The sequence below is a fragment of the Dinoroseobacter sp. S76 genome (assembly GCF_049801095.1).
Lineage (GTDB): Bacteria > Pseudomonadota > Alphaproteobacteria > Rhodobacterales > Rhodobacteraceae > Dinoroseobacter.
This window is the reverse complement of sequence record NZ_JBNAGH010000001.1, coordinates 742,596-758,564: the sequence shown is the minus strand read 5'-3', so window position 1 is coordinate 758,564 and position 15,969 is coordinate 742,596. Positions and strand designations below refer to the sequence as shown.

At 66.2% G+C, this 15,969-nt stretch carries 12 protein-coding genes; 11 read left to right on the top strand and 1 reads right to left on the bottom strand.

Annotated features, from left to right (window positions below; translation table 11 throughout):
* Positions 1-57: 57 nt before the first annotated feature.
* Genes ACP153_RS03720 through ACP153_RS03705 form a run of 4 tightly spaced genes read left to right on the top strand, consistent with a single transcriptional unit; the run spans position 58 to position 6,813 of the window.
* Positions 58-1,065, top strand: a complete 1,008-nt coding sequence (locus tag ACP153_RS03720; protein ID WP_424969622.1) for an AAA family ATPase — start codon at positions 58-60, stop codon at positions 1,063-1,065.
* The gene (locus tag ACP153_RS03715) at positions 1,062-1,964 is read left to right on the top strand and encodes a DUF58 domain-containing protein (protein ID WP_424969621.1); all 903 of its coding nucleotides are present in this window, start codon (positions 1,062-1,064) and stop codon (positions 1,962-1,964) included. Before ACP153_RS03720 ends, ACP153_RS03715 begins: the two co-directional genes overlap by 4 nt.
* Positions 1,964-4,738 (top strand): DUF4159 domain-containing protein, encoded by a 2,775-nt coding sequence (locus tag ACP153_RS03710; RefSeq protein WP_424969620.1) that lies wholly within the window; start codon positions 1,964-1,966, stop codon positions 4,736-4,738. Before ACP153_RS03715 ends, ACP153_RS03710 begins: the two co-directional genes overlap by 1 nt.
* Positions 4,735-6,813 (top strand): hypothetical protein, encoded by a 2,079-nt coding sequence (locus ACP153_RS03705; protein WP_424969619.1) that lies wholly within the window; start codon positions 4,735-4,737, stop codon positions 6,811-6,813. Before ACP153_RS03710 ends, ACP153_RS03705 begins: the two co-directional genes overlap by 4 nt.
* Positions 6,814-6,906: 93 nt before the next feature.
* Here ACP153_RS03705 and ACP153_RS03700 read toward each other — a convergent pair whose 3' ends face one another.
* On the bottom strand, positions 6,907-7,281 hold the full coding sequence (locus ACP153_RS03700) for a hypothetical protein (protein WP_424969618.1): 375 nt from the start codon (positions 7,279-7,281) through the stop codon (positions 6,907-6,909).
* A gap of 158 nt (positions 7,282-7,439) precedes the next feature.
* On the opposite strand from ACP153_RS03700, the gene ACP153_RS03695 reads away from it, so the two are divergent.
* The 7 genes from ACP153_RS03695 to ACP153_RS03665 all read left to right on the top strand — a co-directional run bounded on the left by ACP153_RS03695 (position 7,440) and on the right by ACP153_RS03665 (position 15,920).
* Positions 7,440-9,599, top strand: coding sequence for an esterase-like activity of phytase family protein (locus ACP153_RS03695; protein ID WP_424969617.1), 2,160 nt, complete (start codon positions 7,440-7,442; stop codon positions 9,597-9,599).
* Between the two features lie 179 nt (positions 9,600-9,778).
* Positions 9,779-10,246 (top strand): DUF302 domain-containing protein, encoded by a 468-nt coding sequence (locus ACP153_RS03690; protein ID WP_424969616.1) that lies wholly within the window; start codon positions 9,779-9,781, stop codon positions 10,244-10,246.
* 186 nt (positions 10,247-10,432) lie between these two features.
* Positions 10,433-11,881 (top strand): FAD-linked oxidase C-terminal domain-containing protein, encoded by a 1,449-nt coding sequence (locus tag ACP153_RS03685; RefSeq protein WP_424969615.1) that lies wholly within the window; start codon positions 10,433-10,435, stop codon positions 11,879-11,881.
* 84 nt (positions 11,882-11,965) lie between these two features.
* Entirely contained in the window at positions 11,966-13,099 is a 1,134-nt protein-coding gene (locus tag ACP153_RS03680) for an FAD-binding protein (protein ID WP_424969614.1), read from the top strand.
* Between the two features lie 21 nt (positions 13,100-13,120).
* Entirely contained in the window at positions 13,121-14,425 is a 1,305-nt protein-coding gene (gene glcF / locus ACP153_RS03675; protein ID WP_424969613.1) for a glycolate oxidase subunit GlcF, read from the top strand.
* 62 nt (positions 14,426-14,487) lie between these two features.
* Complete coding sequence (locus tag ACP153_RS03670) at positions 14,488-15,318, top strand: trypsin-like serine peptidase (RefSeq protein WP_424969612.1); 831 nt, start codon at positions 14,488-14,490, stop codon at positions 15,316-15,318.
* Positions 15,319-15,455: 137 nt separating this feature from the next.
* Positions 15,456-15,920 (top strand): Hsp20 family protein, encoded by a 465-nt coding sequence (locus tag ACP153_RS03665; RefSeq protein ID WP_424969611.1) that lies wholly within the window; start codon positions 15,456-15,458, stop codon positions 15,918-15,920.
* The last annotated feature ends 49 nt before the right edge of the window (positions 15,921-15,969 follow it).

Sequence of the window (15,969 nt, the reverse complement as noted above, 5' to 3'; positions counted from 1 at the left end):
CAGACGGGCCATACTTCCCTTTAATGCGACTATATAAGGCAAGGGCAAGGAGCGGACATGTCTGACGCGGACACTCTGGTGAAAGATATCGAGACGCTGGGTGAGAAACTCGCCGAGGCCAAGGCCAGCATCGCGACCCAGATCATTGGACAACCTACAGTTGTGGATCTGTCATTGAATGCAATGTTGTCGGGTGGACATGCGCTGCTCATGGGGTTGCCCGGGCTGGGCAAGACGCTGCTGGTGGATACGCTGAGCACGGTGATGGGGCTGAGCGCGAACCGGGTGCAGTTCACCCCTGACCTGATGCCTGCGGATATTCTCGGCTCCGAAGTGCTGGAGACCGCGACCGATGGTGCACGGTCCTTCCGGTTTCTTGAGGGCCCTATTTTCTGTCAGCTACTGATGGCCGACGAGATCAACCGTGCCTCGCCGCGCACGCAATCCGCACTCCTGCAGGCGATGCAGGAAAAGCATGTGAGCATCGCGGGCGAAGAGCGTCCGCTGCCCGCGCCGTTCCATGTGCTCGCCACGCAAAACCCGATTGAGCAGGAGGGAACATACCCGCTTCCCGAAGCGCAGCTCGACCGGTTCCTGCTGCGCATCGATGTGGATTACCCGGATCGTGAGACCGAGAAGGGGATCCTGATGGCGACCACCGGCTCCGAGAGTGCCACGGCCCATCCGGTCTTCACCGGTGAGGAGCTGATCCACGCCCAAGACGTCGTGCGCCGCATGCCCGTGGGCGATGCAGTGGTCGAGATGATCCTCGATCTCGTGCGCGCCTGCCGCCCGAACGAACCCGAGGCCCATGATGCGGTCTCCCGTTCCGTTTCCTGGGGGCCGGGGCCGCGCGCCGCACAGTCGCTGATGCTCTGCGTGCGGGCGCGCGCTCTGCTCGATGGGCGTCTGGCGCCTTCGGCTGAGGATGTCGCCGCTCTGGCCCGCCCGATCCTGTCCCACCGCATGGCGCTCAGCTTTGCGGCCCGCGCCGAGGGCGTGGTGCTCGAAGAGGTGATCGACAGCGTCACCCACGGGGTCACCCGGATTGAGCAGGCCGCGTGAGCCGATCCGGGTTCTCCGAGGCGCTCCACACTCCTGACAGCCTGCGCCACCGCTCCGAGACCGTCTCGGGCAGCCTGCCGCCGCTCATGGTGGCTGCGGAGCATCTGGCGGCCACGATCATGCTTGGCAATCACGGGCGCAAGCGGGCGGGCATGGGCGACGAGTTCTGGCAATACCGTCCGGCGGAGGCCGGGGACGGGGTGCGGGCCATCGATTGGCGTCGCTCGGCCCGGGCCGACAGCCCCTTCGTGCGCGAAAAGGAATGGCAAGCGGCGCAGAGCCTGATGCTCTGGGTCGATGACGCGCAATCCATGGGGTTCACGGGCGGACGGAACCGTCCGTCGAAGCTGCGCCGGGCCCAGACCATCGGCATGGCGCTGGCGATCCTCGCGGTGCGCGCGGGCGAGCGCGTTGGGCTCATGACCCTGCCGGAGCCGCCCAAGGCCGGCAACACCCAGCTGATCCGGCTGGCTGCGGCCCTGATGGACCCCAAGGACCCGGATGATTACGGCGTCCCGGTCCCCCGGGTGATGCCCTCGGGCGCGCGGGCGGTGTTCCTGTCGGATTTTCTGGGCGAGACCGCGCCCATCGAAAAGGCCCTGACCACCGCCGCCGATCGCGGCGTGAAGGGTGCGCTGGTGATGATCCTCGACCCGGATGAAGAGGCCTTCCCCTATGACGGGCGCACGGTCTTTGAGAGCATGTCGGGCGCGATCCGCTTCGAGACGCTGAAGGCCAAGGGCCTGCGCGAGGCCTATCTGGAGCGTCTGGCCGAGCGCAAGGACTGGCTACAGATGCTGGCCCGGCGTACGGGTTGGCGGCTCGACATTCACCATACGGATCATCCGCCCGAGGACCCGGTTCTCTGGCTCTATCATGCGTTGGAGCAGGTGCGCTGATGTTTTCCCTCGGACCCATCGCCTTTGCCTCGCCGGGCCTCTTGCTGTTGCTGCTGGCGCTGCCGATCCTGTGGCTGATCCTGCGGGCGGTGCCGCCTGCGCCGATCACGCGGCGGTTCCCCGGGGTCGCGCTGCTGCTTGGGCTGAATGATCCCGAGAGCGAGACCGACAAGACGCCCTGGTGGCTGCTCTTGCTCCGGGCGCTGGCCGTAGGGGCGATGATCCTTGGCTTTGCGGGTCCGATCCTGAACCCCGATGAGCGCACGCCGGGAAATGGCCCGCTCTTGATCGCGGCGGATGCGAGCTGGGCCTCGGCGCGCGACTGGTCCGCGCGGCAGGATCGGCTTGAAGCCCTCTTGGCCGAGGCCGCCCGCGATGGGCGCCCCGTCGCGCTGGTGACGCTGACCGACCTGCCGCCCGCCGAGATCGCCTTCGGTGCGCCCGAAGCCGAGCGCGCGCGCCTGCCCGGTGTGCAACCGCAGCCTTGGCCGGTTCATGGCCCTGCGGTGCTCGACTGGCTCGCTGCGGTCGAGGGGGATTTCGATACGTTCTGGATGTCCGACGGCCTCGATTGGGACGGCCGCGGTGATGTGCTTGCAGCCCTTGAGGCGCGCGGATCCGTGCGCGTGTTCGAAAGCCCGCGGGCCGTGTTCGGCCTGACCCCGGCACAGATTAACGACGGCGACGTGACGGCCGAGGTCCTGCGCAGCCCCGCCGCCGGGGAGCGCGCTTTGACCGTGATCGCCCGGGGCCCCGGGCCAAACGGCATCACGCGGGAGCTCGGTCGGTCCGAGATCACCTTCGAGGCGGGTGCGACCAGCGCCGAGGCGCAGTTTGACCTGCCGCCGGAGCTGCGCAACCGGATCACCCGGTTCGAGATCCCCGGTCAGACCACGGCAGGTGCGGTCAGCCTCGCCGATGACGCCCTGCGCCGCCGTGAGATCGCGCTGTTCTCCGGACGGGATGACCGCGAGGGGCTCGAGCTGCTCACGCCGCTGCATTACCTGCGCCGGGCTCTGACGCCCACGGCGGATATTCTTGAGGTGCCGCTTGTTGATGCCCTGCCGGCAAATCCCGATGTGATCATCTTGGCGGATGTCGCCCAGCTCGCCCCGACCGAGGCGGAAGGCCTGCAGGAGTGGGTCGAAAACGGCGGGCTGCTGCTGCGCTTTGCCGGGCCGCGATTGGCGGCATCGGATGTCTCGCGCACGTCCGAGGATCCGCTCATGCCCGTGCGCCTGCGCGCGGGCGGGCGCTCTGTCGGTGGCGCCATGAGCTGGGGGGAGCCGAAATCCCTGCGCCCCTTTGCGGAAACCTCGCCTTTCTTTGGCCTGCCCTTGCCGGAGGATGTCTCCGTCACCGCGCAAGTGATGGCGCAGCCAGACCCGAGCTTGCCGGACCGCGTGATCGCGGCCCTGACCGATGGCACGCCGCTGGTCACGCGCAAGGCGCTGGGCCAGGGGCAGGTGGTGCTGATCCATGTGACGGCGAATGCGGAATGGTCGAGCCTGCCGCTCTCGGGGCTCTTCGTGCAGATGCTGGAGCGACTGGCCGTGTCCTCGCGCCCAGCGGCCCTGACCGCTGAGGCGCTGGCGGGCACGACCTGGGTCGCCGAGCAGGTGCTTGGCCCCTATGGCACGCTCGAAGATGCGGGACAGCTTGCCGGGATCGCGGGCGAGGATCTCGCCGAAGCTCCGCTCAGCGCCGATGTGCCCCCGGGGCTCTATGCGGGCGGGGATCGGCGCCTCGCGCGCAACGTGCTCGGTCCCGATGCCACGCTGGCACCCGCGGTCTGGCCCGCGTCGATCACCGTGGAGGGGATGGAGGCGCAGCAGGATCAGCCGCTCGCAGGATGGCTTCTGACCGCGGCGCTCATGCTGCTCGCGTTGGACATTCTGGCGGCGCTCTGGCTCTCGGGCCGGTTGCGTCAAAGCCACCGTGCGGCCCCCGCCGCGCTGGCCATCGCGGCCCTGCTGGCCATGGCGCCCGCGCCGGGTCAGGCCCAGGGCGTGCCCGACGATGTACTCGCGTTGGAGGCCACGAGCGCCGTGGTCCTTGCCCATGTCCGCACGGGCGATGCCCAGCTTGACCGCACAGCCTTTGCCGGGCTCCGCGGCCTGTCGCGGATCCTGACACAGCGGACCTCCATCGAGCCTGCGGATCCGATCACCGTGGATCTCGAGACCGACGAGCTGGCGTTCTTCCCCTTCCTCTATTGGCCCGTGACCGATCGCCAGCCGCTCCCCTCGGCGGAGGCCTATGCCAAGCTGAACCGCTATCTGCGTGGGGGCGGGATGATCCTGTTTGATACGCGCGACGCGGATGTCTCGCGGTTCGGGACGGACAGTCAGGGCATGCGGACCCTCCGCGCCCTCGCGGCGCCACTCGATGTGCCGCCGCTGGAGCCGCTGCCGCCGGATCACGTGCTGACGCGGACCTTCTATCTGCTGCAGGATTTCCCCGGGCGTCATCAGGGGCGGACCCTCTGGGTGGAGGCGGCCCCCCCCGATGCCGAGCAGGTGGAGGGCATGCCCTTCCGCAACCTCAATGACGGCGTCACGCCTGTGGTGATCGGCGGCAATGACTGGGCCGCCGCCTGGGCCACGGACGAAAACGGGCGCGCCATGGTGCCGATCGGGCGCGGCTTTTCGGGCCGCCAGCAACGGGAGCTGGCCTACCGGTTCGGCGTGAACCTGATCATGCATGTGCTGACCGGGAATTATAAATCCGACCAGGTCCATGTGCCTGCTCTGCTCGAAAGGCTCGGCCAATGACCACGGGGACTGTGATCTTCGATCCGTACCTGCCCTGGGTGGCGCTGGCAGTGCTTGCGCTTCTGATGGTGGGGCTGCTCTTTTTTGCCGGGGTGCGAGGGCTTCTGGGCGCCTGGATCCGCGGGCTCGCGGCGGCGGCACTTCTGCTGGCGCTGGCCAATCCGTCCTTGCAAGAGGAGGATCGCAGCCCGCTCACGGATATCGTGCTGGTGGTCGTGGATGACACTGCAAGTCAGCGGATCTCCGACCGGGCGGAGCAGACAGAGGCGGCGCTCGCCGAACTGTCGGCTGAGATCGAGGCGCGGTCCAACACCGAGCTGCGCGTGGTGCGTGTGGGCGATGGCCCGGGGAACGCGGGCACGCTGCTGACCGGCGCGCTGACCGAGGCGCTGAGCGAGATCCCTCAGGCGCGGCTGGCGGGGACGATTCTGCTGAGCGACGGGCAGGTCCATGATCTGGGCACCATGCCCAGCCTGCCTGCGCCGTTGCATCTGCTTCTGACCGGGCGGGAGGGCGACTGGGATCGCCGTCTCGTGGTCAAGACCGCGCCGGCCTTCGGTATTCTGGGCGAGGAGGTGGAGCTGACCCTGAGCGTTGAGGATCAGGGCGCGGTGCCGCAATCCGCCCGGGGGCAGGTCTCCCTCCAGATTGCCATCGACGGCGGCGAGGGCTTTGCCGTCGATGTGCCCGTGGGGCGCGATATCACCGTGCCGCTGTTGCTCGACCATGGCGGGATGAATGTGGTGCAGCTCTCGGTGCCGGAAGCCGAAGGCGAGCTGACAGATCGGAACAATGCCGCCGTGGTGCAGATCAACGGGGTGCGTGACCGGCTCCGGGTGCTTCTGGTCTCGGGCGAGCCCCATGCGGGCGAGCGAACCTGGCGCAACCTCTTGAAGTCGGATTCCGCCGTTGATCTGGTGCATTTCACCATTCTGCGCCCGCCGGAGAAGCAGGATGGCGTGCCGGTTTCGGAACTGTCTCTGATCGCCTTCCCGACGCGGGAGCTCTTTCTCGAGAAGATAGATGATTTCGATCTGATCATCTTTGACCGCTACAGGCGGCGGGGAATCCTGCCGCAGATCTACCTGGCTAATATAGCGCAATATGTGGAATCCGGCGGCGCCGTGCTCGTCGCCGCGGGACCTGATTTCGCCTCGGCCAATTCGATCTATCGCTCGCCCTTGGCCGATATCCTGCCCGGAGAGCCCACGGCGCAGGTGATCGAAGAGGGGTATACCCCGTCGATCAGTGAGGTGGGCGACCGGCATCCGGTCACCGCCGGTCTGGCGCCTGCGAACCTTGCCGAAGGTGAGACGCCCTGGGGCCGCTGGTTCCGCCTTATCGAGGTCGAGCCCATGGCGGGCGATGTGGTGATGACCGGTCCTGGCGATCGGCCACTGCTGTTGCTCGACCGCGTGGGCGAGGGGCGTGTGGCGCTTCTGGCGTCGGATCATGCCTGGCTCTGGTCGCGGGGCTATGAGGGCGGGGGGCCGCAGCTCGAGCTTCTGCGCCGTTTGGCCCATTGGATGATGAAGGAGCCGGAGCTCGAGGAGGACGCGCTGACCGCGACTGCCGAGGGGCAAACCATGACCATCACGCGCCGCGCCCTAACCGATGGGGACCGGGAAGTGACGATTGTCGATCCCGAGGGGGTTGAGACGGTTGTGCCTCTGACCGAGATCGCCCCGGGGCGCTGGAGCGCGGAGTTCACGGGCGCCGAGCCGGGTCTTTATCGGCTCGCCGAGGGGGATCTGGAGGCTGTGGTGGCCTTGGGGCCTGCTGCGCCGCGCGAGTTCGAGGAGACCCTCGCCAGCGGCGACAAGCTGGCCCCGGCGGTGGATGCCACGCGGGGCGGGGTGCTGGCGATTGAGAATGGCGTGCCGCGCTTGCGGGATGTCGGCACGGGGCGCAATGCGGCCGGGCGCGGCTGGATCGGCCTGACCCCGCGCGAGGCGGCTCTGACCACGGATCTGCGGATCTCGCCGCTGATCGCGGCCTGGCTGTTCCTGGCGCTTGTGGCGCTGCTGACCATTGCGGCATGGCTGCGAGAGGGGCGGCGCAGCACGCCGGGCTGAGCACCGCTGCGGGCGCGCCGCGGGAAGGCCAAGGTCGCGCCCTGAGTATTTTTGGAACAATGAAAGGGGCTGTGCGCGGATCCGCGCGCGGCCCTAGTTGTTGAGGCGCAGGCGGTAGGGCTCGCCCGAATAACCGTCGACATTGCAGCGCGCGCGGATCACGAGCTCGGTCACGCCCGGCGGGACGTTCACGCCGCTGAGGCTGCGGGTGAAGGGCTGCTCGTTCACATGGGGGTGGTGCAGGACGCGGGTGCCGATCACGGTGCCGTCCGGGGTCTGCACCTCCCAACCATCGGCATAGTGGTCCCAGCCCGTATCCGGATGGCTGAGGGTGACGGAGATCCGGTAGGTCTCGCCGGAGCGCTGGGCCTCCGCATGTTCGATCACCGAGGGGCTGGCGAGGGCGGCGGCGCCTGCAATGCTCAGTCCTGTGGCGAGGAGGGTAGTGCGGAAGGGCGATCGGGTCATGCGGGGGGCTCCTTTGGCTTTGCGCCAGTCTCGCACGCGCGGCGGCCAAGGGGCAGTCACGTCTGCGCCAGCGCGGGTTTTACAGAACTGACATCTGTCTGACGCGGGGGTGTTACATAATCGTTGCATGCCAAGGCCGCCAAACCTTGGGGAGCTTCATGACTAAATCTGGTCTTCTGAGCAGCGCCGCCATCGCCCTGATCGCAGGGTCCGCGTCTGCCGACATGAATTTCAACCGCATCGCCTCTTTCCCGGTCACGACAAACTTTGACGGGGCCGCGCCGGAGGAAACCTCGGCTGAGATCATCGACGCCACCGCAGACGGCATGACGCTGGTCTACACGGACAGCCCGGCAGGCGTGATCGGGGCCATCGACATCACCGACCCGGCCAACCCCAAGCCGCTTGGCACCATGGCCATGGATGGAGAGCCAACCGCCGTGTCGATCATCGGCACCACCGCCTTTGTGGGGATCAACACCTCCGAGAGCTATACCGCGCCGTCGGGCATGGTGAAGGCCATCGATGTGACCACCATGACCGAGCTCGCGCGCTGCGATCTGGGCGGCCAGCCCGACAGCACAGCCAAGGCACCGGATGGCTCCTTCATTTCCATCGCGATCGAGAATGAGCGCGACGAGGATCTGGGCGATGGCCGCGTGCCGCAGATGCCCGCAGGCGATCTGGTGATGATCGATGTGGTGGCGGGCAGCCTCGATTGTGACAGCCTGATCCGTGCCGACCTGACCGGCTTGGCCGAAGTGGCAGGCGAGGATCCCGAGCCCGAATTTGTCGACATCAACAGCCTCGGGGAGACGGTCGTCACCCTGCAGGAGAACAACCACATTGCCGTGGTGGCCCGCGACGGCTCGATCGTGTCGCATTTCTCCGCCGGGGCCGTGGATCTCGACGGGATCGACGCCACGGATGAGCGCGGCGCGCTGATCTTCACCGAGAGCCAGATGGGCCGGGTGCGCGAACCCGATGGGATCCAGTGGATCGACGACACCCATTTCGCCATCGCCAATGAGGGCGATATGGATGGCGGCTCCCGCGGGATGACGATCTTTGCCAAGGACGGCACCGAGATCTTCGAGACCGGCGTGAGCTTTGAGCATGCGATCGTGCAGATCGGCCATTACCCGGACAAGCGCTCGGACGCCAAGGGTGTCGAGCCAGAGGGTATGGAATTCGGCACTTTCGAGGGCACGCCTTATGTCTTCGTGATGGCCGAGCGGGCCTCGGTCGTGGGCGTCTATGATGTGACCGATCCGGCAGCGCCGGTGCTGGCACAGCTTTTGCCCTCGGGCATCTCGCCGGAGGGCGCCGTGGCGATCCCGTCCCGAGGGCTCCTGGCGACGGCCAACGAGTATGACGGGCTCGAGGATGGTGCCGCGCGCGCCCATGTGATGCTTTATCAGTATTCCGAGGCACCGGCCTCTTACCCGCATCTGACCTCCGAGGGCGCAGATGAGCTGATCGGCTGGGGTGCAATCTCTGGCATGGTCGCGGGCGAAGGCAGCACGATCTATGCGGTCAATGACAGCTTCTACAGCTACCAGCCGACCATCTACACGATCGACGCCTCGACCACCCCGGCGCGGATCACCTCCGCCCTGCCGGTAACGCGCAAGGGCCGCCCGGCGCAGAAGCTCGACCTGGAAGGCATCACGCTGGACGGCGAAGGCGGGTTCTGGGTTGCCTCCGAAGGCCGCACGGACCGCGTCACACCCCATGCGCTCTACCACATTAACTCGGATGGCGAGATCGAGGCGGAGATCGGCCTGCCGACGGAACTGATGGCGGTGGAGCGTCGCTTTGGCTTCGAAGGGATCACCAAGGTCGGTGACACCCTTTGGATGGCCGTTCAGCGCGAATGGAAGGATGACCCGGAGAACCACGTAAAGCTTGTGGCCTATAACCTCGAGACCGAGGAATGGGGCGCGGTGCTCTATCCCAAGGCGGATCCCGAGAAGGGTTGGGTTGGTCTGTCGGAGATCACCGCCCATGGCGACCATTTCTACATCCTCGAGCGTGACAACCAGCATGGCCTCGAAGCGGCAACCAAGAAGGTTTACCGGGTGCCAGCCGCCGAGATGGTGCCGGGCGCGCTGGACGGGGATGACATGCCCGTCGTGTCCAAGGAGCTGGTCCGCGACCTGCTGCCCGACCTGACGGCGACCGGTGGCTATGTGCTCGATAAGGTCGAGGGACTGGCCATCACCGAAGCAGGCGAAATTTTCATCTCCACCGACAATGACGGTGTGGATGACCATTCCGGCGAGACGTTGTTCCGCTCGATTGGAATGGTGAATTAACCACCAAGACCTTTCTTCCCAAGGGGGCTCGTGGCGACGCGGGCCCTCTTTTTTGTGCGCGGACGGCCCGTTCGGCGGCGGGCCGCGCACGCGCCATCACGTTCCGGTGGGGTGCGTTGTGGGGCGCTGGGCTTTGCCGATAGCGTCGCGCCAGAGATTGTCCTCAAGGAGACTGACCCATGACTTTTCGCGCCCTCGTGATCCTCTGCCTCGCCTGGTTTGGCGGGCCCGCCCTGGCCGATGATATCGCGCCGATTTCCGTTCCCAGCGCCCATTCCGCGGAAGAGACCATCGCCAAGCTCGAAGCGGAGATCGCTGCGCGCAAGATGACGCTGCTGGGCAAGATCGACCATCAGGCGGCCGCGGCCGGGGTCGACCTGCAGATGCCCGCGGCGACGGTGATCTATTTCGGCGTGCCCAAGGCCGGGACGCCCATGTTCCTCAAGGCGCCGACCCTTGCGATTGATCTGCCCCTGCGGGCGCTGGTCTATGAAACCGGCGAAGGCGAGGTTTTCGTGGCCTATAACTCCGGCGAGTGGCTGGCCGAGGCCGCTATGGCGCGCCACGGCTTGGAGATGCCCGCCAAGGCACAAGCGGGGATGAGCACGCTGCTCAGCGGTCTGGTCGAGGCCGCGACTGCCGAGTAACCCTTTGAAATCGAAATCTGCCGCGACGAACGCGCGGTGAGTTGCAGGGGTTGAACCGCGCGGGCTCTGCTTCGCGCGGTTTTTCTTTTTGCGTGGGGTGGGTCAGAAACACCTTGCCGGATCACTGAAATTGGTTATAAATTATTACCAATTGGGCAAAGGCCCCGTGGATCAGGAGGAAATCCGATGGAGATGCCAACGCCAGATGCGGCTGTTCTGGCCAAAAAGAGCCGCATCGTCGCGCTCTTGCAGGACGTGCTGCCGACAGATGCGGTCATCCACGAGCCCCATGAGACGCGCGCTTATGAATGCGATGCGCTGACCGCTTATAAATGCCCGCCGCTCGCAGCCGTGCTGCCCGCGAACACCGCTGAGGTCGCGGCTGTGCTCAAGATCTGCCATGCGGAAGGGGTTCCGGTCGTGCCGCGCGGCTCGGGCACATCCCTCGCAGGTGGGGCGCTGCCCACGGCGGATAGCGTGATCCTTGGGGTGGCCAAGCTGAACCAGGTGCTCGAGACCGATTACGAGAACCGGATCATCCGCGTGCAATCCGGGCGCACGAACCTCAGCGTGACCGGAGCGGTGGAAGAGGAGGATTTCTTCTACGCGCCCGACCCGTCCTCGCAGCTCGCCTGTGCGATTGCGGGCAATATCGCGATGAATTCCGGCGGGGCGCACTGCCTGAAATACGGCGTGACCACGAATAATTTGCTGGGTGTGACCATGGTCCTGATGGATGGCACCGTGGTCGAGATTGGTGGCGCGCATCTGGATGCGGGCGGGCTCGATCTGCTTGGGGTGATCTGCGGTTCCGAGGGCCAGCTCGGTGTAGTGACCGAGGCAACCTTGCGGATCCTGCGCAAGCCCGAAGGGGCGCGTCCGGCCCTGATCGCCTTCGACGACAACGAAGTTGCCGGGGCCTGCGTTGCGGATATCATCAAGGCGGGTGTTCTGCCCGTGGCGATCGAGTTCATGGACAAGCTCTGCATCGAAACCTCGGAGAATTTCGCCAAGGCGGGATACCCCGATTGCGAGGCGCTGTTGATTGTTGAGGTCGAGGGGTCGCAGGCGGAGATCGACGAGCAGCTCGGTGTGATCCTTCAGATCGCGCGCAAGCACAATCCGGTGGAGCTGCGCCAGAGCCAATCGCCCGAGGAGAGCGCCAAGATCTGGCTGGGCCGGAAATCAGCCTTTGGCGCGATCGGGCAGCTCAACGATTACATGTGTCTCGACGGGACGATCCCGGTATCGGAGCTGCCCTACGTGCTGCGCCGGATCGGAGAGATGTCCGAGGAGTTCGGGCTCAAGGTTGGCAATGTTTTCCATGCGGGGGATGGCAACATGCATCCGCTGATCCTGTTCGATGCGAACAAGGAGGGGGATCTGGAGCTTTGTGAGGCCTTTGGGGCCGAGATCCTGAAACTCTGTGTCGAGGTTGGCGGTTGTCTGACCGGGGAGCATGGGGTCGGGATCGAGAAGCGCGATCTGATGAACACGCAGTTCACCGGTGCGGATATGGAGATGCAGCTGCGGGTCAAGGATGTGTTCGATCCCGCGTGGTTGCTCAACCCGTCCAAGGTGTTTCCGCTGGACGTGACAGAGGCGCGGCGCGCGCGGCCGGACGCAGCGGCCTGAGGTCTGGGCGGGGGAGGGGCGCTGCCCCTCGGCGCTTGCGCGCCTCACCCCGGAGTATTTCAAGAACAATGAGGGGGCGGGCCCATGCTGGCACCGACGAGCGAGGCCGATCTGGCCGGAATGATTGCGGCTGCAGAGGCACCTTTGCGGGTGCGTGGTGGGGGCACGCGGCCCATTGGGAAACCCGTGGCGGGGGAGGTTATGTCCACGGCGGCGCTGTCGGGGATCGGACTCTATGAGCCCGGGGCGCTGACCATTGTGGCCCAGGCCGGCACGCCGGTGGCGGAGATCGAGGCGGCGCTGGCGGCGGAGCGGCAGAGGCTGCCCTTTGAGCCCATGGACCATCGCGGGCTGCTGGGGCAGGCAGGGGAGCCGACGATTGGCGGTGTCGTCGCGGGCAATATCTCCGGCCCGCGCCGGATCCAGGCCGGGGCTTGCCGCGACAGCCTGATCGGGGTGCGGTTTGTCTCTGGCGAGGGCGAGGTCATCAAGAACGGCGGTCGCGTGATGAAGAATGTCACGGGCTATGACCTCGTGAAACTGATGGCGGGGAGCTTTGGCACGCTCGGGGTCCTGACCGAAGTGAGCTTCAAGGTGCTGCCGCAGCCGGAAACCGAGGCGACGCTGGTGGTGCATGGCCTGTCCGATGCGGATGCGGTCGGCGCCTTATCCGCAGCTTTGGGCGCCCCCTATGAGGTGACGGGGGCGGCGCATCTTCCCAAGGGCGCTTCGGGGCCTGAGACCTGCGTGCGGATCGAGGGGTTTGAGGCTTCGGTCGCCTATCGCACCGAGAAGCTGCGCGCCGTGCTGGGGCGGTTTGGGCAGGTGACTCTCGTGAGTGGAGATGCGGGCGCGGCGCTGTGGCAGGGGTTGCGAGACGTGGCGCCGCTCAGCGCGGAGGATGGGGATATCTGGCGGATCTCTGTCAAACCCTCGGCTGGGCCCGCGCTTGGGGCCTTGGTCGCAGGGCTGGGCGGAGCGGTCTACTATGATTGGGGTGGTGGCCTCATTTGGGCGCGCGTGCCCGAAGGGCTCGACCTGCGCGCCAAGCTGCCCGAGGGCTTCCAGGGTCATGCGACCCTGATCCGCGCCAGCGAAGAGACCCGTGCCGCACGGCCCGTGTTCCAACCCGAGCCTGCGCCGCTGGCCGCGATCCAGACCCGGCTGCGCGCGCAGTTTGACCCCAAGGGCATCCTGAACCCCGGCCTGATGGCCTGACCGCAGAGCAGGGAGACACTCATGCAAACGAATTTCACGCCCGAACAGCTCAAGGATCCGGCCACGGCCCATTCCAATGGCATCCTGCGCAACTGCGTTCATTGCGGGTTCTGCACGGCGACCTGCCCGACCTATCAGGTGCTGGGCGATGAGCTCGATAGCCCACGAGGCCGGATCTATTTGATCAAGGACATGCTGGAGGAGGGGCGCCCGGCGGATGAGAAGACCGTCAAGCATGTGGACCGCTGCCTGAGTTGTCTGGCCTGCATGACCACTTGTCCCTCGGGCGTAAACTACATGCATCTGGTGGATCACGCGCGCGAGTATATCGAAGAGACCTACAAGCGCCCGCTGACCGAACGGCTGCTGCGCTGGACCCTGGCGCGGATCCTGCCCTATCCCATGCGGTTCCGGGTGGCGATGCTGGGCGCGAAGATCGCCAAACCGTTCAAGCGCTTTGTGCCGGATGCCCGGTTGCGCGCGATGCTGGACATGGCGCCCAAGACGATCCCGCCTGTCAGCCGCAATGACGACCCGCAGGTCTTTCCCGCGATTGGTCCGCGCAAGAAGCGCGTGGCGCTGATGACCGGCTGTGCCCAACGGGCGCTCAACACCGATATCAACGACGCGACAATCCGGGTGCTGCGGCGGCTGGGCTGCGAGGTGGTGATCGCCGAGGGGCAGGGCTGCTGCGGGGCGCTCACGCACCATATGGGCAAGACCGCCGAGAGCCACGCGACGGCAGCCCATAACATCCGCGCCTGGCACCGGGAGATGGCGGGCGAGGGGCTCGACGCCATCGTCATCAACACCTCGGGCTGCGGCACCACGGTCAAGGATTACGGCCATATGTTCCGCAATGAGCCGCTGGCCAAAGAGGCCGCAGCCGTGGCCGGGATCGCCAAGGACATTTCGGAGGTGCTCATGGGGCTTGAGGTGCCCGAGCATGAGAAGTTCAGCCAGGGCCTGACGGTGGCCTATCATGCGGCCTGCTCGCTGCAGCATGGCCAACAGATCAAGACCTTCCCCAAGGACCTGCTGCGTCGGGTCGGGTTCAAGGTGGTCGAGCCGGAGAACAGCCATCTCTGCTGTGGTTCGGCGGGGACCTATAACCTGATGCAGCCCGAGATCTCGGGCCAGCTCAAGGCGCGCAAGGTCGAGACGCTGGAGGCCAAATCGCCGGATCTGATCGCCGCGGGGAATATCGGCTGCATGATGCAGATCGGCTCTGGCACGCAGGTCCCGATCGTGCATACGGTCGAGCTGATCGATTGGGCGACCGGGGGTCCCAAGCCGCAGGCACTGGTCGCGGCGGAGGCTGCCTGATTTCCGCCCTAAACCGGCGCTAGGGTGCCTGCACCCTGGATCGGTCGTGGACGGAGTGTGGTGTGGTATCCTTTCTGAAGGCTTGTGTTCTGGCCCTGTTTCTGGCCCCGCTTTTTGCACAGGGCCCTGCGGCCTTGGCGGATGAACCGCTCGAAGCGTTGGAGACGGCGGATGCCGTCCGCGCGTATCAGGCGGTCGGGCGGCTCGATATCGGCGGCACCGGGTTCTGCACCGGGACGCTGGTCAGCATGGATCTGGTTCTGACGGCGGCCCATTGCCTGTTCGACAAGCGCAGCGGGGAGCGGGTCCGGGCCCAGGATATCACCTTCAAGCCGGGGCTGCGCAATGGGCGCGCGGCGGCCTATCGCAGCATCCGGCGCGCGGCGATCCATCCCGATTACACCTTCGGGGATCCGGACACCCTGCACCGGGTTGCCACGGATCTGGCCATTCTCGAGCTGGCCCAGCCGATCCGGCAGTCCAACATCACGCCGCTCATCGTGGACCAGACCCCGCGCTGGCTGAACGAGGTGGCGCTCGTCTCCTATGCCCGCGACCGGGAGGAGGTACCCTCGCTCCAATCCTCCTGCCGCGTGCTGGAGCGGGAGGAGGCGGTGCAGGTCCTCTCCTGCGATGTGGATTTCGGCTCCTCCGGGGCGCCGGTCCTCGCTTGGCTGAACGGGGTGCCGCGCGTCGTCTCGGTGATCTCGGCCAAGTCCCTCTACAAGGAGGAGCGCGTCGCACTCGCCGTGAAGGTCGAAACCGCCGTGGAGGATCTGCGCGGCCATCTCGCGGAAACCGATGGGGTTTTCAAGCGCGAGGCCCCCAAGGTGCGCACCCTGACCCGGGACCGCGCCATGCAAGGGGCAGGGGCGAAATTTCTGCGCCCGTGATGCGCGTCCCCCCTCTTGAAAGCCCAAATCCACATCCCCAGATCAATGTCATCGGACGCCAATCGGGTCCGGTATCTCAACCAAGGTCGCCCCGGATGGGGGGCCTGAACACCGCACATCGCTCCAGGAGGATGACCATGCGATCTATTGATATGTCCCCGCTTTACCGCGCCACTGTTGGCTTTGACCACTTCGCCGATCTTGTGGACCGGGTTATGCGGGCCGATGCCGGCAACCAGCCGAGCTACCCCCCGTTCAACATCGAAAAGACCGACGCGGATGCCTATCGCATCTCGATCGCTGCGGCTGGCTTCGGTGAGAACGATCTGAACATCGAGGTCCGCGAGAACGCACTCGTCGTGACCGCCAAGAAGCCCGAGGATGAGGCTGAGCGCAGCTATCTCCATCGCGGCATCGCCACCCGCGCTTTCGAGCGTCGCTTCCATCTCGCCGACCATGTCCGTGTGACCGGGGCGAGCCTTGTGAACGGCATGCTCGATATCGATCTCAAGCGCGAAGTGCCTGAGGCGCTGAAACCGCGCCGGATCGCCATCGGCAATGGCCGCCAGGCCGAGGCCGTGGAAGGCACAGTCGCCGCGTAATCGCGCGGCATAGAGGTTCTGACGGGCGTGCCTCGGCGCGCCCGTTTTG

Coding starts and splice junctions, on each gene's coding strand:
- ACP153_RS03720 (WP_424969622.1), top strand. CDS start 58: ATGTCTGACGCGGACACTCTGGTGAAAGATATCGAGACGCTGGGTGAG.
- ACP153_RS03685 (WP_424969615.1), top strand. CDS start 10,433: ATGGAGATGCCAACGCCAGATGCGGCTGTTCTGGCCAAAAAGAGCCGC.
- ACP153_RS03690 (WP_424969616.1), top strand. CDS start 9,779: ATGACTTTTCGCGCCCTCGTGATCCTCTGCCTCGCCTGGTTTGGCGGG.
- ACP153_RS03705 (WP_424969619.1), top strand. CDS start 4,735: ATGACCACGGGGACTGTGATCTTCGATCCGTACCTGCCCTGGGTGGCG.
- ACP153_RS03680 (WP_424969614.1), top strand. CDS start 11,966: ATGCTGGCACCGACGAGCGAGGCCGATCTGGCCGGAATGATTGCGGCT.
- ACP153_RS03700 (WP_424969618.1), bottom strand. CDS start 7,281: ATGACCCGATCGCCCTTCCGCACTACCCTCCTCGCCACAGGACTGAGC.
- ACP153_RS03695 (WP_424969617.1), top strand. CDS start 7,440: ATGACTAAATCTGGTCTTCTGAGCAGCGCCGCCATCGCCCTGATCGCA.
- glcF (WP_424969613.1), top strand. CDS start 13,121: ATGCAAACGAATTTCACGCCCGAACAGCTCAAGGATCCGGCCACGGCC.
- ACP153_RS03710 (WP_424969620.1), top strand. CDS start 1,964: ATGTTTTCCCTCGGACCCATCGCCTTTGCCTCGCCGGGCCTCTTGCTG.
- ACP153_RS03665 (WP_424969611.1), top strand. CDS start 15,456: ATGCGATCTATTGATATGTCCCCGCTTTACCGCGCCACTGTTGGCTTT.